The sequence below is a fragment of the Pseudoalteromonas sp. FUC4 genome (assembly GCF_008370255.1).
In the GTDB taxonomy this organism is placed as follows: domain Bacteria; phylum Pseudomonadota; class Gammaproteobacteria; order Enterobacterales; family Alteromonadaceae; genus Pseudoalteromonas.
The window spans coordinates 462,014-486,097 of sequence record NZ_SEUI01000001.1 but is presented as its reverse complement, the minus strand read 5'-3'; the positions used below and the strand labels follow the sequence as shown (position 1 = coordinate 486,097).

31 protein-coding genes are annotated in these 24,084 nt (G+C 45.2%); 5 read left to right on the top strand and 26 right to left on the bottom strand.

Features of this window, described 5'->3' with window-relative positions; all coding sequences use genetic code 11:
* Positions 1 to 215: 215 nt before the first annotated feature.
* The 22 genes from EU510_RS02240 to EU510_RS02140 form a co-directional block, all read right to left on the bottom strand.
* Positions 216 to 1,169, bottom strand: coding sequence for a hypothetical protein (locus EU510_RS02240; RefSeq protein ID WP_149592071.1), 954 nt, complete (start codon positions 1,167 to 1,169; stop codon positions 216 to 218).
* Positions 1,142 to 1,846: a hypothetical protein gene (locus EU510_RS02235; RefSeq protein ID WP_149592070.1), complete on the bottom strand. Its 705-nt coding sequence runs from the start codon at positions 1,844 to 1,846 to the stop codon at positions 1,142 to 1,144. The genes EU510_RS02240 and EU510_RS02235 overlap by 28 nt, the downstream gene beginning before the upstream one ends.
* The gene (locus tag EU510_RS02230; RefSeq protein ID WP_002960001.1) at positions 1,843 to 2,328 is read right to left on the bottom strand and encodes a hypothetical protein; all 486 of its coding nucleotides are present in this window, start codon (positions 2,326 to 2,328) and stop codon (positions 1,843 to 1,845) included. Before EU510_RS02230 ends, EU510_RS02235 begins: the two co-directional genes overlap by 4 nt.
* On the bottom strand, positions 2,325 to 2,954 hold the full coding sequence (locus EU510_RS02225; RefSeq protein WP_188085387.1) for a hypothetical protein: 630 nt from the start codon (positions 2,952 to 2,954) through the stop codon (positions 2,325 to 2,327). The genes EU510_RS02230 and EU510_RS02225 overlap by 4 nt, the downstream gene beginning before the upstream one ends.
* A complete protein-coding gene (locus EU510_RS02220) occupies positions 2,947 to 3,234 on the bottom strand; it encodes a hypothetical protein (RefSeq protein WP_149592069.1) in 288 nt (95 codons plus the stop codon). The genes EU510_RS02225 and EU510_RS02220 overlap by 8 nt, the downstream gene beginning before the upstream one ends.
* A 66-nt stretch (positions 3,235 to 3,300) precedes the next feature.
* A complete protein-coding gene (locus tag EU510_RS02215; RefSeq protein WP_149592068.1) occupies positions 3,301 to 4,518 on the bottom strand; it encodes an SUMF1/EgtB/PvdO family nonheme iron enzyme in 1,218 nt (405 codons plus the stop codon).
* A complete protein-coding gene (locus EU510_RS02210) occupies positions 4,515 to 5,093 on the bottom strand; it encodes a phage tail protein (RefSeq protein ID WP_024604929.1) in 579 nt (192 codons plus the stop codon). The genes EU510_RS02215 and EU510_RS02210 overlap by 4 nt, the downstream gene beginning before the upstream one ends.
* Positions 5,090 to 5,800, bottom strand: coding sequence for a hypothetical protein (locus tag EU510_RS02205; RefSeq protein WP_149592067.1), 711 nt, complete (start codon positions 5,798 to 5,800; stop codon positions 5,090 to 5,092). Before EU510_RS02205 ends, EU510_RS02210 begins: the two co-directional genes overlap by 4 nt.
* A gap of 1 nt (position 5,801) precedes the next feature.
* Complete coding sequence (locus EU510_RS02200; protein ID WP_149592066.1) at positions 5,802 to 6,941, bottom strand: baseplate J/gp47 family protein; 1,140 nt, start codon at positions 6,939 to 6,941, stop codon at positions 5,802 to 5,804.
* Positions 6,931 to 7,257, bottom strand: a complete 327-nt coding sequence (locus EU510_RS02195; protein ID WP_149592065.1) for a DUF2590 family protein — start codon at positions 7,255 to 7,257, stop codon at positions 6,931 to 6,933. The genes EU510_RS02200 and EU510_RS02195 overlap by 11 nt, the downstream gene beginning before the upstream one ends.
* Positions 7,257 to 10,052: a phage tail tape measure protein gene (locus EU510_RS02190; RefSeq protein WP_149592064.1), complete on the bottom strand. Its 2,796-nt coding sequence runs from the start codon at positions 10,050 to 10,052 to the stop codon at positions 7,257 to 7,259. Before EU510_RS02190 ends, EU510_RS02195 begins: the two co-directional genes overlap by 1 nt.
* 4 nt (positions 10,053 to 10,056) lie before the next feature.
* Positions 10,057 to 10,224, bottom strand: a complete 168-nt coding sequence (locus EU510_RS20165; RefSeq protein WP_410477403.1) for a DUF6890 family protein — start codon at positions 10,222 to 10,224, stop codon at positions 10,057 to 10,059.
* The gene (locus tag EU510_RS02185) at positions 10,221 to 10,508 is read right to left on the bottom strand and encodes a putative phage tail assembly chaperone (RefSeq protein WP_149592063.1); all 288 of its coding nucleotides are present in this window, start codon (positions 10,506 to 10,508) and stop codon (positions 10,221 to 10,223) included. Before EU510_RS02185 ends, EU510_RS20165 begins: the two co-directional genes overlap by 4 nt.
* 2 nt (positions 10,509 to 10,510) lie before the next feature.
* Positions 10,511 to 11,140 (bottom strand): hypothetical protein, encoded by a 630-nt coding sequence (locus EU510_RS02180; protein ID WP_149592062.1) that lies wholly within the window; start codon positions 11,138 to 11,140, stop codon positions 10,511 to 10,513.
* Positions 11,140 to 11,589, bottom strand: a complete 450-nt coding sequence (locus EU510_RS02175) for a phage protein (protein ID WP_149592061.1) — start codon at positions 11,587 to 11,589, stop codon at positions 11,140 to 11,142. The genes EU510_RS02180 and EU510_RS02175 overlap by 1 nt, the downstream gene beginning before the upstream one ends.
* A gap of 8 nt (positions 11,590 to 11,597) precedes the next feature.
* The gene (locus EU510_RS02170; protein WP_149592060.1) at positions 11,598 to 12,698 is read right to left on the bottom strand and encodes a DUF2586 domain-containing protein; all 1,101 of its coding nucleotides are present in this window, start codon (positions 12,696 to 12,698) and stop codon (positions 11,598 to 11,600) included.
* A 21-nt stretch (positions 12,699 to 12,719) separates the two neighbouring features.
* The gene (locus EU510_RS02165; protein WP_149592059.1) at positions 12,720 to 13,352 is read right to left on the bottom strand and encodes a phage virion morphogenesis protein; all 633 of its coding nucleotides are present in this window, start codon (positions 13,350 to 13,352) and stop codon (positions 12,720 to 12,722) included.
* Positions 13,345 to 13,818 carry a phage tail protein gene (locus tag EU510_RS02160; protein ID WP_149592058.1) on the bottom strand — a complete coding sequence of 158 codons (474 nt, stop codon included), beginning with the start codon at positions 13,816 to 13,818 and terminating at the stop codon, positions 13,345 to 13,347. Before EU510_RS02160 ends, EU510_RS02165 begins: the two co-directional genes overlap by 8 nt.
* Positions 13,815 to 14,252: a head completion/stabilization protein gene (locus EU510_RS02155; RefSeq protein ID WP_149592057.1), complete on the bottom strand. Its 438-nt coding sequence runs from the start codon at positions 14,250 to 14,252 to the stop codon at positions 13,815 to 13,817. Before EU510_RS02155 ends, EU510_RS02160 begins: the two co-directional genes overlap by 4 nt.
* Positions 14,253 to 14,360: 108 nt before the next feature.
* Entirely contained in the window at positions 14,361 to 15,101 is a 741-nt protein-coding gene (gene gpM, locus EU510_RS02150) for a phage terminase small subunit (protein ID WP_149592056.1), read from the bottom strand.
* Positions 15,102 to 15,177: 76 nt separating this feature from the next.
* A complete protein-coding gene (locus tag EU510_RS02145) occupies positions 15,178 to 16,215 on the bottom strand; it encodes a phage major capsid protein, P2 family (RefSeq protein ID WP_149592055.1) in 1,038 nt (345 codons plus the stop codon).
* Between the two features lie 42 nt (positions 16,216 to 16,257).
* The gene (locus EU510_RS02140) at positions 16,258 to 17,136 is read right to left on the bottom strand and encodes a GPO family capsid scaffolding protein (protein ID WP_149592054.1); all 879 of its coding nucleotides are present in this window, start codon (positions 17,134 to 17,136) and stop codon (positions 16,258 to 16,260) included.
* A gap of 192 nt (positions 17,137 to 17,328) precedes the next feature.
* Here EU510_RS02140 and EU510_RS02135 point away from each other — a divergent pair, with 192 nt between their 5' ends.
* From EU510_RS02135 to EU510_RS02120, 4 genes are read left to right on the top strand one after another with little or no spacing between them, the layout of a single operon-like run.
* The gene (locus tag EU510_RS02135) at positions 17,329 to 19,113 is read left to right on the top strand and encodes a terminase large subunit domain-containing protein (protein ID WP_149592053.1); all 1,785 of its coding nucleotides are present in this window, start codon (positions 17,329 to 17,331) and stop codon (positions 19,111 to 19,113) included.
* Positions 19,113 to 20,177, top strand: coding sequence for a phage portal protein (locus EU510_RS02130; protein ID WP_149592052.1), 1,065 nt, complete (start codon positions 19,113 to 19,115; stop codon positions 20,175 to 20,177). Before EU510_RS02135 ends, EU510_RS02130 begins: the two co-directional genes overlap by 1 nt.
* Positions 20,174 to 20,500 (top strand): phage holin family protein, encoded by a 327-nt coding sequence (locus EU510_RS02125; protein ID WP_149592051.1) that lies wholly within the window; start codon positions 20,174 to 20,176, stop codon positions 20,498 to 20,500. Before EU510_RS02130 ends, EU510_RS02125 begins: the two co-directional genes overlap by 4 nt.
* Entirely contained in the window at positions 20,500 to 20,955 is a 456-nt protein-coding gene (locus EU510_RS02120) for a hypothetical protein (RefSeq protein ID WP_149592050.1), read from the top strand. The genes EU510_RS02125 and EU510_RS02120 overlap by 1 nt, the downstream gene beginning before the upstream one ends.
* Before the next feature lie 17 nt (positions 20,956 to 20,972).
* Here EU510_RS02120 and EU510_RS20160 read toward each other — a convergent pair whose 3' ends face one another.
* Together EU510_RS20160 and EU510_RS02110 are read right to left on the bottom strand one after the other, a co-directional pair.
* On the bottom strand, positions 20,973 to 21,533 hold the full coding sequence (locus tag EU510_RS20160; RefSeq protein ID WP_262501177.1) for a hypothetical protein: 561 nt from the start codon (positions 21,531 to 21,533) through the stop codon (positions 20,973 to 20,975).
* A gap of 413 nt (positions 21,534 to 21,946) precedes the next feature.
* Positions 21,947 to 22,375: a hypothetical protein gene (locus EU510_RS02110; RefSeq protein ID WP_149592049.1), complete on the bottom strand. Its 429-nt coding sequence runs from the start codon at positions 22,373 to 22,375 to the stop codon at positions 21,947 to 21,949.
* Positions 22,376 to 22,514: 139 nt separating this feature from the next.
* Here EU510_RS02110 and EU510_RS02105 point away from each other — a divergent pair, with 139 nt between their 5' ends.
* On the top strand, positions 22,515 to 22,760 hold the full coding sequence (locus tag EU510_RS02105) for an ogr/Delta-like zinc finger family protein (RefSeq protein WP_101163723.1): 246 nt from the start codon (positions 22,515 to 22,517) through the stop codon (positions 22,758 to 22,760).
* 216 nt (positions 22,761 to 22,976) lie between these two features.
* On the opposite strand, the gene EU510_RS02100 is transcribed toward EU510_RS02105, so the two are convergent.
* Together EU510_RS02100 and EU510_RS02095 are read right to left on the bottom strand one after the other, a co-directional pair.
* The gene (locus EU510_RS02100; RefSeq protein ID WP_149592048.1) at positions 22,977 to 23,717 is read right to left on the bottom strand and encodes a hypothetical protein; all 741 of its coding nucleotides are present in this window, start codon (positions 23,715 to 23,717) and stop codon (positions 22,977 to 22,979) included.
* 95 nt (positions 23,718 to 23,812) lie between these two features.
* Positions 23,813 to 24,079: a hypothetical protein gene (locus EU510_RS02095; RefSeq protein WP_149592047.1), complete on the bottom strand. Its 267-nt coding sequence runs from the start codon at positions 24,077 to 24,079 to the stop codon at positions 23,813 to 23,815.
* Between the last annotated feature and the right edge of the window lie 5 nt (positions 24,080 to 24,084).

The window sequence follows — 24,084 nt, the reverse complement described above, 5'->3', positions numbered from 1 at the left end:
CTATTATTCAGTAGCCGTTTTAGTACTGAGTCCAGGAGCTGATGCTTTAGTTCTGTGTAGTTTTCGTCTCTGGTTAGCAAAGTTAATACAGCTAATATCTCTGTATTTAGTTCTGCGATTCGATCTAGCTTTTCCATCATAATACAAATTACCTTTTCTGTTATTTGCAGATAGCCTAACCTACTTTTAAAATCGCGCAACTGAATGGGATTTCACTATTCTACTACTGGCTCTAGTGTGCTTTTTAAGCTGTTGGCTGTTGATTTGTGGCCGGTGAATTCGCCTTTGGTAATTGGCGGTCCCGCGCCTTGGTCTTTGTGACCGTGGATTTCTAGGCTTTGGTTTATGTCTTTAACCAGGCTTATTAAATCTAGCAGTACTTGAGCCACGTTTACTGAATTATTACCTAGCCACACGGTTTTGCCCTCTACTTTTGCCAGTTCGGTGGCTTTGGCGTGTAGGGTTTTGAGTGTGGTTAGGCTCATGTTGTCATGCGCTTCAATGTCTACCTGCTTTTTACTGCCTAGCAGTAACCCCTCAAGTGCGACTATTAATGCTTTTTCACCGACCACTGTTTTTAGGGCGCCCATTACTTCGGTTACTTGGTTGCCGTCTATTTTTAGCGTGTCGTGCGTGGCTATATTGGCGCTGCGCTCGTGGTAGTTTTGTTCGCTGCTGCGTGCTGTTGTTTTGTTTGTGTCGCTGGTTTGGGTTATGTCGCCGTCGGTTGTGGTGTGCCAGTTGCCGTCGCGGCCTTGTATTTTGCTGCGGTTGCTTTGCTGCAGCGTTACATCTGTTCGTTTGTGCTCGGGCACTAGGCCTTGCCATGGCAGTAAATTGGTGATCACGGCATGGCTGTTTAGGCCGTCTATATATTGTATTAAACAATGCATGCCTGGCGTTGGTTCGTTTAATAATCCGTGGTCGGATGCTTGCCCTGTGCCGAGTGTTACCTGTTGAAATACGGGCACGGCCAATGGCTCGCCTGTTAGCGGGTTTAATAGCTGTACGTCGGCGGCTTTTAACGGCCTAAATGCGGTGCTAATGGCTGCGCCGCTGCTTGGTAAGTCGTATATTTTTTCAATGCGCGCCAATTGCGGCAGGTGTTTACGCTCACTTAGCTCTGGAAAGTAGCGCTGTACTAGGCGTTTAATGGCTTGTTTGACCATCGTATGTGCATCCTGTCGTTGATTAAGGTTACTTCGGTTATGTGTCGGCCATTTATTTGTATGCCTGGTCTTAGTTTTGGAATGGCTATTAGCTCGCCGGTGGTTGAGCTTTTGGCTGTTATTGTGTGCTCTGGAAAGTCGTTTATTGCTGCGAGCGGCCAGCGCGAGTCGTGCCAGCTGCCGACAAATATTTTGCCGTCGGGGCGCTGCTGAAATATAAAGTCGTTAATGCCCCACACTTTAGCTATTTGCCTAAGCGCTTCTATGCCTGTGCCGCTGTGATAAAACGCTGGTTTTACTTGGTTTAAATATTCGGCGTTATCTCGCGTTATAAACTCAACACCGAGCTTTGCTAGCTCATCAAGCACGGCTGTAATTGTTGCGTGACGAATAGCAAGTGGGGCGGGAAAACTTAACGCGCCTAGCAGTTCGCGGCAGGTTAAATACCAGCGGCCGTTGGCTTGGTGCTTTGACTCTATTACACCGAGAAAATACGGGATCATATTATCGAGCGTGTAACCTAAGTGCAGCTCAACCAACCCGCTTGGCTCTTGCTCTGCGACCACTTCAAATTTTGCGCGACCGGTGCTGGCAATGTCTAGCTGCACGGTTTTGCTAACAATATTGGTTACTGTGTTGCCGCCAATGGTTAGCGTGTTAGAGAGTCGGGTGCTCATGGCCCTTCGACCTCGTTAAATTTATTTTGCACGTCGTCGTTGCTGGTTGTTGCTTGCGGCTGGGCGCTTTCGGTTGCTTGTTCGTCTAGCTGCTGTTGCTCGCGCTCTGATACAGATTGCACTTCTACCAGCTTAAATGCTACTTGCCAGCCTTTTTTATTTTCTATTTCGCTAGCGCTTATGTCGCCATCGAATTTTGCTTTACGTATTTTATATGCTGCGGCTAGCTCGTTATTTACGGTGTAAATGATGCGCGCGCCGTTTTCATCCAGCGCTTTTGCTTTGCTTATTAATAATGCCAGGCTAGCGCTTTCGTTAAATGGGATTTTAGTATTTACGGTTAGTGTGCCCGACTTTACGCCTTGGTCGCTACTTAGTGAAAAGCTGCCAAGGCCTGACATATCGCCACCGGCTAATTTTACGCCTGCGTTTACGCGGGTTTCGAACCCGGGCACGTTCCAGCCGTCGAGTGCTATGCTCATAATACCTCTTTAATTTTATTTAGCTCAGCTGCTTGGCCTACAAATACGCACATTGCCCAATACATTTGGTCGCTGCCTTTGCGGGTGATTGCATCGGCTAGCTGCTTAGCGCTGCCTGCAGTAATTAATTGCACATCTACGGCGCTGCTTTTTGCTGTGAACTGTGCTTGATTTAATCGCTGGTCGCGGGCGGTTTTTAGTTCTGCGGCTTTGATTAATGCATCGTCGATAGTGGTTATTAACTGCTTGCCGCTGTCGTTTGCGGCCACTAACTCAGCTGCTATTTGCTTTTTACGCAGTGGTAGCCAGTTTTGCAGGGCGCTTATTTGCCACTCCAAGCTTTGGCCTTCGTACGTTGCCAGCTTACTTTGCTCTAGCGTGCTTTGGCTTTGGCTGTATTGCGCGCAGGCGATGAACTCGGCTATTGGGCAGTATTCATTTATTGTGCTGAGCGAGCTTGCCAGTGCGGCGGGGTCGTTTGCGCTTACAGATAAAAGCAGCGCGCTATATTGTGCTGGCTTATCTGTGCGCGAGTCGTCTTTTATTGCCGATGCAAGCAGCTGCGCGCCCTCTTGCATTGAGCAAGGGGCGGCGGATTGGTGGTAGCATAGCGCTATGTTATGCATTTTCTGCTGTGCTTTCTGGCAGTGGGTAGCGCGCTTTAATTTCGGCTACTTTGTCGCGCCACTTTTGTAGCGACTCTGGCGTGCCGTCGAACTGCGCTTCCATGTATAGCGGGTCTGACTCGGCTTTGTATGCCGCTTGGCGCTTTTCTACATTTTGGCTTAGCTCAAACTGCTGCTGATTTAATACAGATTCAATTTGCTCTTGGTCCATGCCTAGTTTTTGCATGTATTCGCTGCTTGTATTGCTGTGGCTTGCGCCTTTGTAAATGTACGTAAACATAGTTTTACCTTTTAAATTGTTAGTTATGCCCGCGCTATCGCGCGGGGTTCAAATTTCAATAACCAATTACGCAAAGAAAGCGGGACGAAAACCGAAACCAATGTTCGCACTCGAACGCGCATCGTTCAGAGCGAGCGCGCCCAGCCCAGAGTCCGAGCCAAAGCGCCAGTGGCCTCCACGCAGTGGGAAACGACTGCCATAGTTTCGGCAGTAGATGTAGCCGCCAACCGTGGTTGTTGATTCTGACTCGATTAACAGGCGGCGTAACAGCTCGATTTTGTTGTAGTCGAGCGTCTTTTCGATTGCTGCAAAGTGGCTATTTGTTAAATAAGGGTTGTAGTACGCGTCATTGCCTACTGGGCCGTTGCGATTTGTAACGCTGTTGCTTAGCTTTGGAGATCCAGCGCTGCCGATGCCTTCTGTGTTTGCCGTTGGCGAGTCGAAAAACGCCGTGTGCTTGTTCCAATTTTCTTCAATTACTGCCGGGTTGTTGTCAAGCGTAGTAATGATCTGACCTTCGTCTAGCATCATTTGGTCTATCCATTCCCACACGTTACCCACTAGGTCTTGAATTCCCCATTCGGTGTGGTCGTGCGACCATATTGCAGGGCCTTTACCGGTGTCGGTTATTGCTATTCCTGATGTTTCGCCTGGCAAGCCGTTGTCTCTACGGCGTGCTGTTTCTAATTTGTTTTCGTGGCTGCGACCATAATTTGTATTTCCGCGCGGTACTGTGCCATTTGCATAAGACCACAGCGCTATTGCTGCCCATTCGTGAATGCTCATCATGTGCCAGCCGTCGCCTTTGTTATTGCATAGCGCTTTTGCCTGGTCGTAATTAACTGATGTGCGCGGCTGTACGCCACCGATAACACTGCAGCCGCCATTTGCTCCGGCTGATGCTAGGTATTTGCCAATGTACACTTCGCCCAGCTGAACACCGTTGCGCATAAACATGGTTGGAATGCCGGTGCCTAAGTTTAAGTCTATGCTGTATTTTTCTTGGATTGCAGCGGCTAACTCTTCATATGTGAACGGGGCAATTGGCACCATCACATTTGGGTTGCCTTGGTCGTCGATGATCACTTTATTGCGGCCGCCTGATGCATGCTCGATTGCGTTGCGGTAGCCCTCTGATGCAACGATTGCCATTTCGTCCGCCTTGCCTTTTACGAATTGGTCTAGCTGCGTTGTTTTGCTGTCGATTTCTGCTGCTTTGCCTTCGATTGCTGTTGTTAGCTGGTCGGCTGCGGTTACTAGCTGGTTTATTTGCTCTGCGCTCATGATAGTTCCTTACTGAAATTGCTGAAGTTTTTATTTAAAAAGTAGTTGCGCACCGTGCGGCGCATGTTGTTTATTTGTGCCGTTGCATTGCTGGTTGCTAACAGTGTTAGCGCATCTATTTGCGGGCTGTAATCAAACATCCATGATTGCGCGGGAATAGTAATACGCGCTAGGGCTGCGGCAGCTGCAAACTTTAAAACAAACGAGCGGTTGTGCACGTTGTTTACACCTTGGCGCTTGCGCTGCAGGGGTAAGTAATCTACTGCTAGCAGCGTGCCGTCGCGTGTAACTAAGCCAATCCAGTTGTAGTCAAAGTCGCCTATGTCTTGTTCTAGCACTACTGCCCACGCGACTGTGTTTGCATCAACATAGCCCGAGGTATCTATGTTTCGACGGTAAACTATTTGTGCGCCGCCCGGCATTTTTTCGTTTGGGTTGCGGGTTGCTTGCTCGTTTAGCCCGGGTATATTTGCAAACACTAGCTCTGTTACTTCAAGCCCTTTGTTTTGCAGCGTTGCTGTTGTTATGTATGCCTTGCCAGCATTGGTCATTATGCCGGTTATTGCCTGATTCATATTTGCTCCTTAGCGGTGCTTATGCCGCCGTCTTTGCTTAAAAACCCATAATGCTGGTGCGCGGTAATGTTGTGCTGCACATCAATGCTTGTTGCTTGGTGGTACGTGTTGCTTGTTAGTGCGTCTAGCCCCAAAAAGCTATGAACTACGCCGTGATCAATGCCAGTTATTGCGTTTATTTTTGTTGCTGAGTTAACGTGGTTGTTATCCCATTGCACATGCGTTAGGCCAAGACTTAGCGATACTGCTGCCAAGTTATGCACTGTTAGTTCGTATCGGCGGCATGTTCGGCCGTACAGCTGTATTAGCTCTGGCAACAGCTCGTATGCGCTTGCTAGCGTTGAGTCGGTCATGTCTATTGCAATAATATCCCAGTCGCGCCCCTCTATTCGTTCGCGCACATTTATGACCTGGAGATCCAGCCGGTTAAAAATATCTTTTATGGTTGCTATTTCTCCGGCGTCAATTGTATTGACCAGCGCGTGTTGTACGCGCTTGCGGTAGAGATCCAGCGGTTCACTATTTAAACGCTGCGTTAACCGCTCCCACGCTAGCAGGCCGAGAATTGGCTCTTCGTTTTGTAGCTCGTCTTTTTGCTGCACAGCCCACATAACGTAATTGCGCGACTTGCTCCAATACCCTGTTGCCGCTTTTACTAGTTTTTCTGCGTAGCCTTTATTTAGCCATGTTGCTATTTGATTAGCCATTTTAGCCCTTGGTTACTGTTAGTGATGAAAGCACGGGCAACCAGTTGGCGGCGGTTATGTCGTCAATGTCGAACTTGATTGATTGCAGTTCACTAAATTGCGCGTGGCACTCTGCACCCAGTTGGCTAACGCTGAACACGCATTGATGCGCTACGCGGGTGGGTGCGTATGCTGCATTTTGCCTGAACGCCGCTTGTATAAATGTTGTTAACTCGCTTTGTATGTCTTCGCTTTGCGAGTGTAGCTTGTATGTTGCTGTTACATTAAACCCAGTGGTTGCCATTGCATACACTATGAAGTCGTCGCCCAGGCCGTGATGCCCTGCGGTTCTTATGTGCTGATTAATTGCGCCCAGTAAAGCGGTTGGTACTGCGCCTATGTCTAGGTATATGTAGGCGTTTGCTGTGCCTGGGCCGCGCGGCGCTCCGGTTTGAATGTAGATGTTATCTATTGGCACGCCAAAGCTTGCAATGATTTGTGTGTAAACTGCGTTAATGTGCCAGCGGGCGGCGGTGCCGAACACGTTACGTATGCGCAGGCGGTAATCCTCTGTGCCTTCTGTGTTTGCCCCGGGCTTTATTAGCCAGTCTTGGTTGTTAGTTACTGTTATGCCCTCTTGCTGCTCAACAAAGTAACGGTATGCGTTTGCTGGCAAGTTATATGCTGCGCCCTCTTCTTGTGCTTGCGCTAATGCGTACGCCGTGCTTTGCCCTGGCGCAAAGTGCACATCTTGCATTATGGTTAATTTATATACTTGTTCGCCTAGCACGTCGGTAGCAATTTGCGCACCGGCAGTAATTGAGCTTTCGCCCGCGGTGTCTTGGCGCGTGAACGTGAGTATGCCTTGGGCCGCTACGCCCGCTTGAATAAATACGTTGCGAGCTGGGCCATGCTTTTCTATTAGCGCGTCGCGGCTGGCGGTCATTATAAATAGATTTGGCATAAGCTGCTGCGCAACCCAGTTTAATAGCTGCACTAACGGCTTGGTTATTAGCGCTTCAACGGTTCGCCAGAACGGGCTAAACGGTGAGTTATTAGCAACTTGTATGTTCTGCTCTTTTAGTTGGGCCTGCCATTGCTCCGCTGCTGATTGCTCGTCCATTGGCAAGCCTGCATTTTGCATCATTGTTTTAAAGTTCATTGCTGCTCCCATACTGTCGTGTTTGCGCGTTAATGCTTAGCGTGCCATCGTCGTTGCGGTGCACTTTTATTGTGCCTGGCTTTACGCGATTGTCTTGCTCTGTTAGTAGTTCTAGCTCGGTTAATATGGGCGCTATGCCGTTTTTGTTGCGCAAGCCAACAAGCTTGGTTAGTAAGTCGCTTTCTAAAATGCGGTGCTTTATATCCTGACTTATTACGTCGGCTTTTTTAAACGTACTGGGACTTAGCGAGTCGTTAAGCATAAAGTCGCCGTCTTGTACTTCTAGGTCTATGTGTAGTGCTATATCAAATTTCATTAACCTGCTAGCTCCATCATTTGTTCAAAGCTTTGCGCTAAGTCGTCTGATTTAAAGTTTACGTTTTCAATGCTTATATGCTTGCTGCTATCGCTGCTATTGCTGTTGTTATTTGTGTTGCTGCTGTTGTTGGTTAGGCTTTGCAAGTAGGCCGACTTTTGTAGTTTGGGCTTATATGCAGTGGCCTGTTGTTCTGCGCTAATTTGCTGTGCTTTTTCGGCGCTGTTGCTGGCTGTGTTAGTAATTACCTGATCTGCTTTTACGCTGGGCAATGCTGGCTCTGGCGCCGCGCCTTGATTAACGCTTACCAGCTGCGCTTGCTTAGCGTTATAAACAGGCGAATTTGCCGAGTTAGTAATATTGTTATTTGCAACCGTAACTGCTTTGTTTTGCTCGCTTGGGAATGCATTGCTTATTAATGCCTGGCTGCGGGCTTGCGCCTGTAAATTTAACGGTACGGTGCTGTCGGTTGGCACTGCAGGTAAGCGCTGGCTAGTAAATTTAAATGCATCGTTTGCGGCTTCACGCTCGGTCATTACTTTTGGCTGGGCAGCTATGGCCGCTGGCGCTAAGCTGTTTTGCGTAGCGTTATTTACACTGCTATTTACCGCTGCTAATGCCTTCGTGCTAGTTGCGCTGTTAGTTACCGTTGCCGCATTGTTTTGCGTGGCGTTAGTTGCGTTGTCGATTGCCGTTGCCGCATTTTTTTGCGTGGCATTCACTGCGCCGTTAGTTACTGTGCTGCTTGCAGTATTGCCGCTCACTGCGCTGTTAGCTACTGCGCTGTTATTTACTGCGTTGTTTTGCTCGCTTGGGAATGCATTATTTATTAATGCTTGGCTGCGCGCTTGCGCCTGTAAATTTAACGGTGCTGTGTTGTCGGTTGGTACTGCTGGCAAGCGCTGGCTAGTAAATTTAAATGCATCGTTTGCGGCTTCACGCTCGGTCATTATTTTGGGTTGTGCTGCATAATTTATAGGATCATTTGCAGCGCGATGTTTTACTAAGGCTTGCACTCGCATTTCTTCGGTTTCGGTAATTGACGCTAATTTAGGCGCTGCATTATTTGCAGGACTATTTGGTGCTATGTGTTGCGATCTATTAATGTTTTCGTGGGCTGTAACAACCTCTGTTTTCATTTTTGTTTCTGTGTCGTCAATAAGGCCTAGCGCTTCTAGCACCCATTTAACGCTGTCGATTACGCTATTGAACGCGGCTTTAACAGTGTCGAATACCCCAAAAAGTACTTTGCCCCATGCAGTTTCTGAAAACGCTGCTACAAGATCATTCCAGTAATATATTAGTGCGCCAACAATGGCTACCAATGCAACAACTGCTATAACAACCCATGTTAATGGGTTTGCCCAAAGTGCTGCGTTAAATAGCCAAGTGGCCGCTTGGCCTGCAAGCATAACCGCTTTAAATGTACCCATGGCAATAGCGGCCGCACCCATGGTCGCTATAAGCGATAAGAACCCTGCAACACGCAGTGCGATTAATGCGCCCTGCCATAGCTTAGTTACTATTAGCTGTGCATTGGTTAGCGTTATGCCAATGCCTGTTGCAAAGTTATATAACCCCATTGCAAAGGTGGCGAGTCCAAAGGCGGTCATAAGTGCGACTACGCCCACCACCGCGACTGATATTACGCTTGATAAAAATGGGAATTCTTCGGTTAGCGAAACGATGCCCGCAAACATTGATGCAAGCACTTCTACAAATGGCTCTACTACGGGCAACAAGCGGTTACCCATTGCGGTGGCTGCGGCATTAAATGAACCGCCTAGTCTATCCCACGGGCTTGCAATGATGTTTGCCATTTCTGCCGCTTTTGAGTTGTCTTGCACGTTTTCGAAAACAGCAATGCCGTCTTTTAATTTATCGACTTTGGTGCTGAGTACGTCGACTGCTTTTGCGCCTTGCTTGCCAAATATTTGTGTTAGCACATCGCCACGCGCAACAGAACCCAGTGATGACAGGCGGTTATTAATGCGCCCTAGCACTACGTCTATTGCAAGCATGTCGCCGTTATCGTCGGTTAATTGAATGCCTAGCGACTCTTGTGCTTTGCCAATACCCTGTAATAGTGATGCGGCTTGCGTGCCTGCAACCGAACCCGACTTAGCAACCAGCTGTAACTCGCCCACTAGGGCAAATTGCTGGGCTGAGCTTAGGCCAATATTTGTTGCCGTTGCGCCAAGGTTTGAAAACGCCGCTTGCATTTCTGCACCGGTGGTTTTGTAAAGTTGTACGGCGGTGGCGGTTTGGCCTGCTATTTGGTTTACCCAATTAGACTTGCCCATTTTGTTAGCTGTTTTTTCAAATATGCCATACATGGTGCCCATGTAGCTGGTAATGGTGGCCGCGTCGGCTTTGGTTGCTACCGCCAGTATGTTTGATGTTTTAGTAAATTCTGATAGCTCATCGCCCGTTAGTCCGGCAATGGCTGATTGAATGTCGTAGGCACTGCGCACAAACTCGGCAGAGTTGCCACCGAACTGAAAGCCAAATTCGTATGATGTTTTAGAAAGCTTTTGCAGTGCGTCGTCGGCAACGCCCAATGATTGCACCTCGCCCAAAGCGGCAACGTGATCAATTGCGGGGGCGAGTGATTGCGCTAGTGCATAACCACCACCAACGGCTGTGGCTGCGCCGCGCATCATTTGATCTTGCGCGGCGGCTGTTTGCTGGCTCAGCTGATTAATTTTAGCCATGACTTTATTAACCGGGCCCGTCACTTTGTCGATGATGCCGATTGAATAAGTTAGCTTGTCTAGTTTGCTGAGCGTGGCCATTAATTTACTCGCTTAGTGCTTGGCATATGCCGTTGTTTACCGCTATTACAAAGTTTTCTTGCTGCTGCGTTTCGAGGTATAGCGCTTGCGCTAGGCTCTCTTGGGTGGCGGTAACCGCGCCAAAATATTTGGCGTGGTATGCCTGTAGCTGATCTAACCGAGACTTGCCTATTTGCTTGGCTCGGTCTTCGATTTTTTTACGGTGAAATTAAACTCCGGTTGGTAGTCTTCAACAATTGCACCCACTAAAAATAATGCTGCGCCTGGCTGTTGCACTAGCTCTTTTAATTTTTTAGCGTCTTCTTGCACTACGGTGTTTAATACAAAGTTAGTGGCTGGCTGCACTTTGTTGTTTGGCTGCGTAGCATTAATGTATTTGTTGTAATCGCTTGCGTTTACGTTAAATGTAATTTCGCCTACTGGGGTTTCTAATGTGATTTTTTTCTCGAACGCCATGATTATTTACTCTCTGTTGGTTTTTTAATGTCTGCTTGGTCTAGCAGTGTGTAGCTAAAATAAGGGCCGTACTTGGCTGCTGATTGGTCACACAAAGCAATAAGCTCGTTAAAGTCGCTTGGATTAGCTAGCACTTGGCAACCAGCTGACCATTTATCAACTTGAGTTGATGTGGTTTTGCTGTTTGCGCGGTGACAGTTAATGCCAAAGTAACCTTGTTGTAATACTGCTTGGGGTGTGACGTCCGTGTCTAACTCGGTGTCGTGGTTGTTGTCGCGTAGGACAACAACAGGTTTATGCTGCACGAGGGCGCGGTATTTGCCCTGGTGATAACCCAACTTCCATAAACTTTTATGCTGCCCTGCAATAAGTACTGCTGTGCCGCTTACGTTCATTGGGTTTTGACGCCAATAAATGCCGGCGTCGGTGGTTGCTTTGTACTGCTTTAATTGCCACTCGCCGCCTTGCTGATACAGCACGCAAATAACATCGTTAAAGGTATTGGCGCGCGTGTTGTGGTGGCGAATACCTATGATGTTTAGGTTTAATTCTCCCTCGAACACGCGGTAGCCGCAGGCCTTTAAGGTGCTAAGCAGTGTTGCGGCAGTTAGTTTGCGAATGGCTTTGGTCATTACAAGTCTCTCACTTCGTCAGATGTTAGGTACGGCACGCCGTTAATTTTTACAAAGTCGGGGCTGGTAACCGGACACTTAATTGATGTTGTGTCTTCTTCGCCGCCGTCGGCTTTGATGTTTAGTATTTCGTCTAGCTGCGGCAAACAGCCAAACGCTTCAATGTTCTTTTTGCCTGCGGCTACTTCGGCGTTAAAGGCTACGTCGAATGGCTCTATGCCTTTCCAGCTGCCTGCTTTTTCTGCTTGCGCTTGGACAATTAGCCAGTTTTCGTGGTCGAGGTTTAGGGTTACTTCGGCTTCTACGTCGCCGTCGATAAATCCTTTTGGTACGCCGCGTACTTTTTTAACGGTGCGGCCGTCGGTGATTTTTACGGTTGCTTCAATTACATGCACCATTGAGTTACCAATGAATATGTCGAAGTCTTTACCGCCTAGTACTTTTTGCATGTTCGCTCCTACTCTGCGTTATCTAACATGATGCCAACAATGATGGTGTTGGGTGAGTTGATTGGCTTAACCTTGAGTACTACTTGCAATGTAGTTGCGTTCATAAACGTTAGGTTGATGCTGTCGTCTTTTGGCGTGTCGATTAAGCCTGGAAACTTGTCGGCACCAATGTTAATTGAGCGCGCCATTTCGCGTAGCGGTTTGCCCATGATGCGCTTACCAAACTCAATACCGCTGGTGCTGTTGTTTAGGCGGCGGTTTTTAATGTTTTGAATGGCAATAATGCGCACGTCGCGTGCGGCCTTGTCGACAATGCGGCCTGCTTCGATTTGCTGAAAGTCGCCGCCTTCAGCATCTAGCATGTTTACGTCGCCAAAATATGTGCCATCGAAATCAGGATAAAACTGTGTGCAACTAAAGCGCAGTGCGTCTAGCGCAGCTGTGGTTGAGTTGGTTAGCGGTTTGCCTGCGGCATCTACCGGATGCGGCATTAATGACATTGCACCCGTTAGCACCCGCATTGGGCTGTCGGCAATAGTGACTGCGCTTTTACATAAACGCCCAGTTACTGCGCCTAGCTCGTCGCCAAATAACAAAGGAATAACAGCTGTTTGCGGTGCTACTACGCCGTCGGTAATTGGCTGCAATGCGGTGACTAAGTCTGACCAGTTTTGTAACTCGGTTAGACCAGGTGCTGCTACTAAAAAGCGCACGCGACGCGCAAGGCTTGATAGAATTTCAAGCGCTTTAGCTTGGTAGCTTTCTACTTCTGCTTTGCCTGTTACGGGTGTGCAAATAACAATAATTTCGGGGCTTACGTCTTGATCCATTGCTTCGTCAATAAGCGCCATTACGTCGGCGTCGATTGCGTGCGCTATTGCATAACCACTTACTAGGTCGTCGCCGTTGCGCTGCCATGCTTTAACTTGAGTTTTTAACGGTGAGTCGGCTACGCCAAACTCAGCATCAAAGTCGCTTTGTGCATTAATGGGTAGAATTTTGCCGTTGTTTTCGGGCGCTTGGCCGATGAACAATACGGTGCGTTCTACCTGTTTTGTAGCGCCACTGCCTGTTTGAATGGCGGCAACGGATACTTTACCTTGTGCCATGGTCGTTCCTTTTGCTTTGCGCTACGCCACTTGCATAGCTTTGTTTAAAATAAAATTCATTTGCTCTTTTTGTTCGGCCATTGTTTGCCCCAAAAATGAGCGGGCCGGTAAATCAATTTTCCATGCGCTCTTGCCTGAGCTGCCCTTTAATTCGCGCAGTAAAAACCCTGCTTGGTTAATACTTAAGTTTGCTGTTATCCATTTAATACTTGGTCGCTTGCTGCCCTTGCCTTTGCCGCGCGGTATTTTGTAACCCTCGCTTATTAATGCTCTGGCTAAGTTGCGTGTGGCTGGGCCTTCTTTATTTTGTGCGGCACTGCTTTTTGGCTTGCCTGCATCTAGGCTTATGCCCTCTTGGTGGGCGCGGGCTATTTTTCCGCTGTTGCCACCTTTAAAATATACGCTTGCGCTATTTGCGCCGTAGCGCACCTTCATGTTGCGTTTTAGCTTGGTTAGCATTTTCTTTTTTTTGCCGTTGGCGCGGTCTTGCCATGTTTTTCCGGCTAAATCACTTTGCCTGGTGATCCGCTCTTTACTGCTTTTGTTTGCTGCACGTATTGCACTGCGCAATATGTTGCGGCGCTTTTGTGGCTTAAGCTGCAAAAACGCTAGCTGCTCTTTGCTGCGGCCTTCAACAAACTTGAGATTAAGCACGGCTTACTTGGCCATCAAGCGTGAACACTTCGGCTATCCATAGGCTTTGCTCGCCAAAGTCGTAACGTTTGCCGTTAAATTCAAACGGGCCGCTGGGTGCTTGTATTAGCTCTATGTCTTCGCAAAGCTGATTTATTGTGAGCTCTACTTCGTTGCTGTTGTCGTCGTTAACGTCGGCACTAAATTCAATGTCGGTGCTGTCGTATCGCCCGCCGTTGTTTTGCAACCAAAACGATGCAAAGGCACAAATAAGTGCTGCGGGCGCTGCGCATGGGTTTATGCTGATCACCCCTGAGTAATAAAAGCGTGCGGCCAATAGACCGTTGCCGTTAATAGTTTTGCTGCTTGGCTCTATGCGGCCGCCTTCTATCCAGCTGTCGAACTGGGTGCTTAGCGCTAGGTTGCGGCCTTGGTATTCTGCGGTTGCTAAATGCTGCTTAAGCTTTGCTATTTTGCTTTGGCTCATAACAGTTCTACCGATAAGTTAGAGCTAAGCGATTGCAGTAATCGCATGGCGTTTATACTTTCTCTTAACCAATGTTCATGATTGTCTATTGCCGCTTGGCTTTGTGCTGTGGCGCTGTCGCGGTGCGTACTCCCAAGCTTGGATACCAGTAAGTTAGCTTTGGCTTTACTGTAAACCGCATCGTTATAAAAAATTACTTGCTGTGCATTTAGTGACTCGCCATTGGTGAGTACTGCGCTTGCTAGTTCTTGGTTAATTTCGCCCTGTGCACGTTTAAGTTTTTCAACTAGCAAATCACTTTTGCTTGCGTATTCTTGGGCAACGGCGTAATGCTCTATAAAATAAGCCGTGCTTAATGCCGGGTAATAGCCATTGCCTTCAACTGTTACATTGACGCTTTGTAAATCTGCTTGTGGCATACTGCTTAAATTCATATTGCACCTGTATAAATACACACATTAAATTGGGTGCGGGCGCCACTTAGTCACACTGGCGACATAATTAATACTCGCACTGTGCTAAGTTGCCCGCTGGCGTTGGAGCTAGTTAGCGGTTTGCTGCTTTGGCTCCGCTGGTTTAATCATTTTTTGCAATTCTTTTAGCAGGGTTTTAACGCCTGCTTTGTCGTTAATGGCTTGGGCCATTTCTGCAAAGTAAAGCGCGTTGCCTAGGTTGAGCTGTGCTTTATTTACTTTTGCAGCTATTGCGTAAAGCTTGCCGCCTACCACTTCTAGCCCTGCCCAGTCTTGGTTTTTAACTACGTAAATTAAGCGGCGCAGGATAAAGCCAATGTCGTACAGGCCTTGCTGTTGTGATTCTGCTAGGTAGTAATTTGCGTCGTCGTAGAGCTGGTCGATAACGAACGCCGCCCAATGCTTGGTATTAAACACGGTTGGCAGTGGTTGCTTTTGCTCGATCATTAATGGCAATAAGCCCATTACTGCATCCCATCGCTTTAAATCAACTAGCCAAATAAACACCCATGCCAACACCTTGTTGTGGTGGTTTTGGCCGCTTAGGCGGTATTGGTTTATGTATGCTAGGTAGTCTTGGCGCTCTAGCGCTTCTGATTTGTATGTTGCTTTGTCGCTAATGTCGGCAAATGTTTTTAATTGAGCCAAGTCGGATTCTATAGCTGCTGCATAAAGCTGGTACTCGGTTTGCTTGTTTACGGTTGCTGGCGCGTTGGCTTGAGTGGCGTGAGCCGCTGCCGTTGGCGCTTTATTTTCAGTGCTTGTTGGTACTGCTTTAGCTTTGGCTAATGATTTTTTGAAAAGGCTCATTTAAAAATACTCGCTAATTGTTAAAAAAAGCCGCCCGAAACTTGGGATAAAAGGGCGGCTTGGCGCTGCTAAAAAACTATTCCCAGCCTGTGCTTGCTTTGTTTGGCAGTTTTACATTGGCTGATTCGAAGTAGGCTACTTTTTCGAGGTCTTCGATGTAGTAACAGTCGTTACGCGATTGGTAGTCTTCTACACGTTTCTTTTTTGGGTTGTCTTCTACATGGGTGCGGGTTGATCCTGATTGCACGTAGTGACTTAGGTTGTCGAAACTTGTTACTAAAATGCCGCGCGATGGGAAAAACGGAATTTTATAACTGGCTAGGCCGCCGTATGTTTTAATGATTTGCTCAAGTTCGATTTTGGTTTTTTCGCTTGGCGTGTGCGACTGCTTTGCATACAACTTGTTTTGGTCGCTTGCTAGTAGTTCGTCGCCAATGATGGCAACCATGTTTACGCGCTTGTGCTCTGGGATTGCTTGCAGTGCGTCGAACACGGCTTGGTCTAGGTTTTCGTAATCGCCACCGGCGCCAATACGAATTTCACCAGCGGTTGCGCCTTCGCTTACTGCGCGCTCTGGTGCGTCGCGGCGAATAAGCTGCAGCCAGCCAATGTTTACGTCTTGCAGCATTGTGTTGGTTGCAATGTCTGTAAACGGTGCGGCTGATGTGCCGTGAAAGCCGATTTTAATAATGTCGAGTGCAATTGCCTGGCGTACGTGATTGCGGTAGCGCTGATGGAAGTCGGGGAACTTTGACCACTGATCCATTTTTGCCCACGATAAGTGAATGTCGCATTCTACTGGGTAGCAGCGGTATTCGCGCTTTGCAAGACCTGCTACGTCGCGCGTTTGGCGCTCTTTGGTGTCGTCGCTTTCTACACCGGCACGCCCTGTTACGCCACCATCTACGCTCATCATTACCGATTGGCCTACGATGTCGTCTACTAGTGCGGTGTTAATTAATTGTAGAAATTCTACTGAGTCGTACGTTGCGTCGTACAGGCGCTGCTCAGTTGTTGGCTCTACGTTGAACTGCTCGTTCATTGATGCTACGCCGTAGTTGCTGGCCATGCCTGCTAGTACTGCGACAAATAATTGTTTTGTTCTGGTTTTCATTTTCGTTCCTGCGCTTTGCTAAGTTAAGTTAGGGTGCTGCAATTACAAGCAGTTGCTGTATTTGCCTTCGTCGCCTTCGTGTTCTTCGTCGGCGTTGGTTGTATCACCCGCAGGTGCTTTTAATGCTTTGGCAAACTTGTCACTGAGCTCATCTAATGCTTTCTTTGTGCTTGATAGCTCTTCTTTAAGCTGAGCAACTTCGGTGTTTTCATTATCTTCTGGCGTAGTTTCTTCGTCTTCCACGTTGGTGGTTGAGAGTGAATTAAGCTTTTCTGTTAGGCCGTCAAGCTTTTGGCCAAACTCGCTAAGCGGTGCGCCGAGCGCATCTTTTAACGCATTGGCTAATTGTGTTTCGTTCATGTCGAGTTCTTCCTTAGTGAATAGTCGTTTGAAAAAGGGTTTTTTAGGTGTGTCGATAGGCTCACATGACCCTAAGTCAACGGTTAATAAAGAGACTTCCGTGTCGTCTGGCTTGCTCTTACTACTGAAATGAATACGGTCGGTGTAGCAGCTTGCTGGATAGTCGGTAACTGCTAGTCCGGTTAGGTAGGTTTTGCCAGTGCCCATGAAGTCGCGGCTAATTTCGATGCTAAAATATACGGCTTGGTCGGCTTTGTTTAATGCTACAAAACCTTGATTGGGTGCGAGCACGGCGTATAGGCACACTACGCCTTCTTCGTTTTCGTATGCTTCTACACTCACTACGTCGCCTAGCATGCCTGGTATGTCTACGTTGTGCAGGTTTTTAGCGGCCCAACCTGACCAGTTAAATTCGTGATCGAGGTTTATGCGTGCGCCATATTTGCGCGGGTTGTAGGTTTCTACTATGTCGGCTACGTCTTGCTCGGTTATTTCGCGGCCGTCGACAGTCATGCCAACAGCGGCAATTGATAATGGTTTTGTGCGTAGTTGACCTGGCATATAAACAAACCTTTTAAATGTTTTTTAATTAAGCTTTATGCTTTAAAGTAACTGCAGTTTGCACCCTCCTTTTAACCCTTTCCAACTGTTTAACTTTTTGAAATTCCTATATTTAACTTTTAGGAATGGATAGGTTTTTAACAGACAGATTACGCGCTTTATTACTAATACACTGCCGCCATGGATTAATTAATGTGGCGCAATATGAAGGCTAACTACGGACCAGACGTACGCAAAAAAGCACAGGATTTGTATGTTGTTGAGGGCTATACCTATGAGGAAATAGCTGACTTAGCAGGCATGCCAAGTGCGCGCAGTATTAGGCGTTGGTCTGAGGCTGATAACTGGGCTGACATGTGCCCAACGTATAATGCCGAAATGGCGTTTAGTCGCCGCATTAATTTGTTAGCCGATAAAGACAATAAAACCGATGCTGAATATAAAGAGCTAGACTTTTGCACGCGCCAGCTGTGTGCGCTTAATAAAAGCAAGCTTGCGCCTGCTCCTAAGCAACGCGCTAACAATGACGATGCGGCCGCTGGCAATAGTGCCGGCAGCGGCAAAAAGTCGAAGAAGAAAAAGAAAAATGATTGCTCTGGCATTACGCTTGAAATGCTTGACGAGCTTAAAGACAAGCTTCTTTATCCCCACCAAAAACATTGGTTTGAAAACCAAGATCACCGCGCCCGCTTTATTTTAAAGCCCCGCCAAATTGGGGCTACTTTTTACTTTGCGTTTGAAGCCTTTTATGACGCGGTTATTAATGGCCGCAATAAAATATTTATATCGGCGAGCCGCGACCAGGCGGAAGTATTTAAAGCCAATATTGTTGCGCTGGTGCGTGAGCATTTTAATGTTGAGCTAACCGGCTCACCAATGGTGCTTAATTTGGCTGGCGGCAAAACAGTTAAGCTTATTTTTAAAAGCACTAATGCGCGTACTGCACAATCGGAAAGCGGCGACTTATATATAGATGAAGTTTTTTGGATCCCTAAATATAAAAGCTTGCGCGGGTTGGCGCAGGCGATGGCAACGCATAAGCATTTGCGCATTACTTATTTTAGTACGCCGAGTGTTACGAGCCATGAAGCGTATGACCACTGGAACGGTAAGTGGTATCGCAAAACTAAGGCGTGTAACGACCCTGAATTTGCGATTGATGTTAGCCATAAAAGCTTAAAAAATGGCAGGCTTTGCGAGGATGGCATTTGGCGACAAATGCTTACTGTGTACGATGTGGTTACCAGTGGGTTTGACCGCATTGACATTGGCGTGCTTGAAAACGAGTACAGTGTAGATGAGTTTAATAACTTGTTTATGTGCAAGTTTATTGATGATGCGCACAGTGCGTTTAACCTTAAGCAGCTTATGAACTGCGTGGGTGATTCGACCAAGTGGCCTGACTTTGATTTAGATTACGAACGCCCTTACGGGTTAAAGCCGGTGGTTATTGGTTTTGACCCTGCGCGTTTTGGCGATAAAGCCAGCGTTGCTATTTTAAGTGCGCCGATGAAGCCTGGCGAAAAGTTTTTACTGCTTGAAGCAATTGATTTAAGCGGTAATGATTTTGAAGCTATGGCCAGCGAAATAAAACTACTTACCGAAAAATACAATGTTGTGCACATTGGCGTTGATACCACTGGTATTGGTTACGGCGTGTGGGAACTTATTACTAAGTTTTACCCTAACGCTGAGCCGATACATTACAACCCTATTATTAAAAACCGTATGGTTATTAAAGCAATTAACGTTATTCAAAACCGACGCCTTGAGTTTGACCAGGACGCGGTAAACATTGCTAGCTCGTTTATTAATATTCGCCGCAAAGTAGTTGGCGACCAAATTACGTATGCCACTAACCGCACCGCTACTACGGGCCATGCCGATATTGCGTGGGCAATTATGCACGCCTTGTTATTTGAACCACTGGACGGTAATGCCCACAGCCGCCAAACATCTGTAGGAATTACAGCTTAATGAAACCACGATTACAAGTAAGCAACGGCCAAGCGCCTAATTACAACCAACGAACTGCGGTAACTGATGCGTTTAGTTTTGGCGACCCTGAGCCATGCTTAGACAACCGGCTAACTGATTATGTTGGTATTTTTAGTGATAGCAATGGTATTTATGCGCCGCCCATTAGTTTAAAGGGTTTAATTAAACTGCTGCGCGTTAATGCCCAGCACGGACCCATTTTATATTTTAAGCGCAACATGATTTTAAAATGGTATAAGCCTAACCCGCTTTTAAGTCACCAAGCTTTAAGTAAATTTGGCTTTGATTTGTTGTGGAGCGGCAACGCTTATTTGCAAATTATTAGAAATTCGTTTGGGCAAATTATTAAACTGCGACACCTGCCAGCACTGACCATGCGCTATACGAGTACGCGCGGTGTGTATGCGCAATTAAGTAACCGTAGCCATGAGCCTATTTATTTTAATGCGGGCGAAATTATACACGTAAAAGAGTACGACCCCGGCCAAGGCATTTACGGTATACCGCAATATTATGGCGGTATTCAGTCGGCATTATTAAATGAAGATGCGACTTTGTTCCGCAGACGTTATTACAAGAACGGTGCGCACATGGGCTTTATATTTTCAATGGCTGATCCTAATTTAAGTGTTGAAGATGAAAAGGCATTAAAAGATGCAATACGCGATAGCAAAGGCGTGGGTAACTTTAGAAGTTTGTTTTTTAATTTCCGCAGCAATAAAGCTGATGCTGAAAAGGCAATAAACATTACGCCAGTTGGCGATATATCAACTAAAGATGAATTTGAGCGGATTAAAAAAATTACGCTTAACGATATGCTGAGTATGCACCGCGCGCAAGAAGCGCTAAGCGGCCAGTCATCTGGCGATAGCCCAGGCTTTGGCGACTTAGACAAAATTACCCGCGCCTATTACAACAATGAAGTTGTGCCCCTGCAGCAAGATGTTTTAGGTATAAATAATTATTTGCCTGTAGCGCAGCATATTGAATTTAAAGAGCCTGAATATTCAGACCTTAACCCAACACCCAAGGAAGACGCATGAGCTGGATAGATATAGTTGAATTTATAAAACAGTGGGGGCAGTTGCTTATGTTGAGCTTTTTAGCGGCGGCTATACAAATGTATTTAAGCCGTAAGGTGTTTACGTTTTTTCATTATTTTATGAGCGTATTAATTGCTGTTTTTGCAGCGTACTTAGCAGCGATGTTTTGCGAGTGGCAGCAATTTGATGAAAGCTTAAAAACGGGTGTTATTGGTGTAACCGCTTATGCGGCCCCGCACATTTTGGAGGGGATCAATAAATTTATTGAAACGTTTAGTAAAGACCCAAAGGGCTTTATTAAATTAATTAGAGGTGGCAAATAATGGGATGGCTTAAAACGTTAGTTTCTTTTATCACAGACCCAATAGCTGATTTGACCGGTGGCTATGTTGAGCGTAAACGCATAGCGGCCGAAATGGCGGCCGATGTTGCACGCGCTGAAAACAACTTTAAAATAGCCCAGTTTGAAGCTAAAGCAAAACGCTGTATGCAAGCCGAGCAAAACGACGCCGATTATGACTTTCTTGTTTTAAAGAACCGCGACAAAACCATCATGGATGAAGTGATTATTTTATTCTTTTTGGGGTTGTTTGTGTGCCATTTTATACCGACCATGCAACCGTACATGCATAAGGGCTGGCAAGCAATGGGCTATGGAGGTGCGCCCTGGTACTTTGAATTTGTGATTGTAGGTATTGCCGTTTCAACGCTTGGATTAATGCGATTGTTTAGAGCATTTTGGGGAAGTAAGAACGTCAATAAAAAAAGCGCTAGTTAGGAGCTAGCGCTTTGGTGTTACAAACCACTTAGTTTGCTTTGCCATTCTTCTAAATTAAAAATACTGTTATCTATTCTTTGTGTAACCTCGTATTTATTATCCGTTATTGGGTTTAGCACATCATCATAAATGGCAGCCAGATAACAATGTTCATTTTCAGTACTTCGCTTACTTGTGCCTACGTGCTCTACCTCTAGCTCAAGCCTATTAGCTATTCTAAGTGTGTGGTTTTCTAGGTCATCGTTTGAATAATCAAGGCTAGTTAGTAACGAGTTTAACTCAACCAATAAAGCATCAACTCTTTCTTTTATTAATTCTAATTTCATATCTTGCCTCTTTGAGTACCATTCAATTTCTAATGCGTTTTCCAATTTACCTGCAACAACTTCAAGACGCTTAAGTGCCCTTGTAAAATTTGGCCCAGGCACACCATTGAGTGTTGCTGCATTGGTCTTGCTAATACCGCGAACTAAGTAATCACTGAGTGCTGCTTTTATATCTTCACTGGTGCTTTTACCAAACGACAATAGTGCATTTAACCGCTCTTGGCTTTGAGAGCCTTTGTATAAATAATTCACAATTTATTTATCACTTAACTGATAATAAATTGATGATATTTCAATATTAAGTAAATCACCACCTATTTGATCTTTTAATTGTCATTTTTTGTCAAACATTGTCACATTTTTGCCATTACGATCCTTTTAAACTTCCATTCAGATCCTTTAGTTATAAGGGCTAGCTAAAAATGGCTTGTCACTGGGGTTGTCAATTGAACGCATTTTTTGCACGAAAGCGGAAGGCGAGGAGGAGTGAATTTTTCGGCTTTTTGGTTCTCAGCTCACACTTTGCCGCAGGCCTTAGTGATGCGACTAAATACGATGCGATGTATTTTAAAATGAGACTAAAATGCTAATTAAATTAATGATGGATGAGGTAGCGAGGGATCATGAAATTGGCAGTAAATTGCAGCTAAATTTTGCCTTAGAACCTAATTCTTAGCGCTCTTTTTATCATTATTTATATCTTTCAAATCCATCTCTTCATTTAGTTGGCCATTGGTTAAATCGATAAGTGCTGGGTATGGATCTTTTCCATAAGATTTTCTCCATATCTGGACACTTTTATAGTTTGATATAATTTGTTTAGAACCTAAATTAGGGATTTCTAAAACCACGCTAACATCTGAAGTTCGATTAGGTAAATACTCTAAATAAAAGTGATCACACCTGATCATATTCTCTAACCAAATACCTGCTGTATTACAAAATACAAAATCTTCTTGAGCTTTCTCATCTGGATACACATTAAAAGTAAATACGTCATTATTTTTAAGGTAAAGACTAAAAATGCCGCTAATAGCAAAGCATATTAAAACTATTATGATCACCCATTTATAAAAAGCATTTTTTAAAACCATACTTATCTCTTGCTTTTTGTTCGTTGTATTTAATCTAGTTTATAAATTTAATTTACCCTAATTAAAAATTGTTGTTAATTGCCAGAAACCAAAGGGCTGTATATAATAACAGTGTTTTCATTAACGATTGGTGAATTTTATGGCGCGGGTTACTTGTCCAAATTGCGAAGCTAAAGCAACAATTACATCACGCGAAAAGCAAAGCGCCCATGTTGTTAATTTATATTGCTCGTGTACTAATACTAAAGAATGCGGGGCCACATTTCGTATTACTCAATCGTTTGATCACTTCTTAAATCCTCCGTGTAAAACCACTGCGCAACTAGCCGCAGCGCTTATTAAAAACTTACCTCGAGAACAACAATTAGAGTTAATTGGTCTATAACTCCATTTTATTTCAAACATAAAAAACCCACAACATGTGTGGGTTCAAAAGAAAACATTAAAAAATACCTTTCGGCAAAATTAACTCTAGTCGTATTTTTGGAATTTACAAATATTTAAAGGTAGTGGCAATGTACCCAATAGATATTTATAGGTTTTCAATCTCAGCACTACGCCCTTTCTATGAACTTTTTACTAAAACAAAGCACAATATTAATTAGATGTTTTCTAGTTCTTCAACGAAAGAAATAAATACTACTCGTTTAATTCTTTCCATATAATCTTTCCAATCAGGATCGCTTTGAATATCAATGATCGAGTCATAGCAATTTTTACTCGCTATTTTATCTGACAGAATGGCAAATTCAGATGCGTATACAGAGAAGTAACTAGGAAAAAGATTTGAGCCAGATAAGCCATAATTGTTATCACTTAATTTATGTATACGATCAAAACCCTGTTCTATTTTGGAATAATCTTTTGATGATATTACCTTTAAGCGAGACTCTAAATAACATAATTTATTATATAATTTAGAAAACTTTTCTTCATAATCGGCTAATAATTTAAATGCTTCTTCAAAATCTCTTTTACTCTTTTTTTCTTGACTCTCTACTTCAAACTTAACAATCGTGAAATATTTACATGTTGCTTCAAGAGAAAATAAAGACAAGGAATGCCAACAAGTGTAAAGTTCATTTTTTACTAAATGTAATAAATCTAGTTTTTCATTTATACAACTAAGGCGCTTTCGCTCTAAATATTCAACAATTGCAATACACACGCCATATACCGTAGCAACACCTCCAATCCAACTACCTACTGCTGGCCAAAATTCAGCATGGCTTTTAGCACTGACAAGTATTTCAAAAACGCCGAGAATAGCTATAACAAGTGTAAATAGCGTTATTAAAAGTAATCTATATTTTCTATAAAACTCTTTAATTCTTTTCAACACAACCGCTGCCCTTTATTTTATTTATAACTTATCTCTATATCTTCATTGCTCAATACTAATCTAGCTGAATTAAGATAACCAATAATCTCTAAGTTTTATAATTTCACCTGTTGTTTTGGTTGTAGTCTGTTAGTTACTGCAAATACATCGGCGTTAGGTTCTTGCTGGTAGCCGTTGCAAATTTCGGTAGCAAATACGCTGTTATTACTTTTTCCGCACTGGCCGTATTGGGTTTTAGGCGCGGGCTTGTCGAATTTAGTAATAAACAGACTGTACTGATCCTCAGAAAACCCCTTAGGGCAAAACGCCTGGCAACTAATACATGCCTTTGGCATGAGTACTTTTGAAATTTGAATAGTCATTGTTT

Bases quoted from the DNA above. Each gene is read 5' to 3' on its own strand.
- EU510_RS02240 (WP_149592071.1), bottom strand. From the start codon at position 1,169: ATGGTCAAACAAGCCATTAAACGCCTAGTACAGCGCTACTTTCCAGAG.
- EU510_RS02235 (WP_149592070.1), bottom strand. From the start codon at position 1,846: ATGAGCACCCGACTCTCTAACACGCTAACCATTGGCGGCAACACAGTA.
- EU510_RS02230 (WP_002960001.1), bottom strand. From the start codon at position 2,328: ATGAGCATAGCACTCGACGGCTGGAACGTGCCCGGGTTCGAAACCCGC.
- EU510_RS02225 (WP_188085387.1), bottom strand. From the start codon at position 2,954: ATGCATAACATAGCGCTATGCTACCACCAATCCGCCGCCCCTTGCTCA.
- EU510_RS02220 (WP_149592069.1), bottom strand. From the start codon at position 3,234: ATGTTTACGTACATTTACAAAGGCGCAAGCCACAGCAATACAAGCAGC.
- EU510_RS02215 (WP_149592068.1), bottom strand. From the start codon at position 4,518: ATGAGCGCAGAGCAAATAAACCAGCTAGTAACCGCAGCCGACCAGCTA.
- EU510_RS02210 (WP_024604929.1), bottom strand. From the start codon at position 5,093: ATGAATCAGGCAATAACCGGCATAATGACCAATGCTGGCAAGGCATAC.
- EU510_RS02205 (WP_149592067.1), bottom strand. From the start codon at position 5,800: ATGGCTAATCAAATAGCAACATGGCTAAATAAAGGCTACGCAGAAAAA.
- EU510_RS02200 (WP_149592066.1), bottom strand. From the start codon at position 6,941: ATGAACTTTAAAACAATGATGCAAAATGCAGGCTTGCCAATGGACGAG.
- EU510_RS02195 (WP_149592065.1), bottom strand. From the start codon at position 7,257: ATGAAATTTGATATAGCACTACACATAGACCTAGAAGTACAAGACGGC.
- EU510_RS02190 (WP_149592064.1), bottom strand. From the start codon at position 10,052: ATGGCCACGCTCAGCAAACTAGACAAGCTAACTTATTCAATCGGCATC.
- EU510_RS02185 (WP_149592063.1), bottom strand. From the start codon at position 10,508: ATGGCGTTCGAGAAAAAAATCACATTAGAAACCCCAGTAGGCGAAATT.
- EU510_RS02180 (WP_149592062.1), bottom strand. From the start codon at position 11,140: ATGACCAAAGCCATTCGCAAACTAACTGCCGCAACACTGCTTAGCACC.
- EU510_RS02175 (WP_149592061.1), bottom strand. From the start codon at position 11,589: ATGCAAAAAGTACTAGGCGGTAAAGACTTCGACATATTCATTGGTAAC.
- EU510_RS02170 (WP_149592060.1), bottom strand. From the start codon at position 12,698: ATGGCACAAGGTAAAGTATCCGTTGCCGCCATTCAAACAGGCAGTGGC.
- EU510_RS02160 (WP_149592058.1), bottom strand. From the start codon at position 13,818: ATGAGCCAAAGCAAAATAGCAAAGCTTAAGCAGCATTTAGCAACCGCA.
- EU510_RS02155 (WP_149592057.1), bottom strand. From the start codon at position 14,252: ATGAATTTAAGCAGTATGCCACAAGCAGATTTACAAAGCGTCAATGTA.
- gpM (WP_149592056.1), bottom strand. From the start codon at position 15,101: ATGAGCCTTTTCAAAAAATCATTAGCCAAAGCTAAAGCAGTACCAACA.
- EU510_RS02145 (WP_149592055.1), bottom strand. From the start codon at position 16,215: ATGAAAACCAGAACAAAACAATTATTTGTCGCAGTACTAGCAGGCATG.
- EU510_RS02140 (WP_149592054.1), bottom strand. From the start codon at position 17,136: ATGCCAGGTCAACTACGCACAAAACCATTATCAATTGCCGCTGTTGGC.
- EU510_RS02135 (WP_149592053.1), top strand. From the start codon at position 17,329: ATGTGGCGCAATATGAAGGCTAACTACGGACCAGACGTACGCAAAAAA.
- EU510_RS02130 (WP_149592052.1), top strand. From the start codon at position 19,113: ATGAAACCACGATTACAAGTAAGCAACGGCCAAGCGCCTAATTACAAC.
- EU510_RS02125 (WP_149592051.1), top strand. From the start codon at position 20,174: ATGAGCTGGATAGATATAGTTGAATTTATAAAACAGTGGGGGCAGTTG.
- EU510_RS02120 (WP_149592050.1), top strand. From the start codon at position 20,500: ATGGGATGGCTTAAAACGTTAGTTTCTTTTATCACAGACCCAATAGCT.
- EU510_RS02110 (WP_149592049.1), bottom strand. From the start codon at position 22,375: ATGGTTTTAAAAAATGCTTTTTATAAATGGGTGATCATAATAGTTTTA.
- EU510_RS02105 (WP_101163723.1), top strand. From the start codon at position 22,515: ATGGCGCGGGTTACTTGTCCAAATTGCGAAGCTAAAGCAACAATTACA.
- EU510_RS02095 (WP_149592047.1), bottom strand. From the start codon at position 24,079: ATGACTATTCAAATTTCAAAAGTACTCATGCCAAAGGCATGTATTAGT.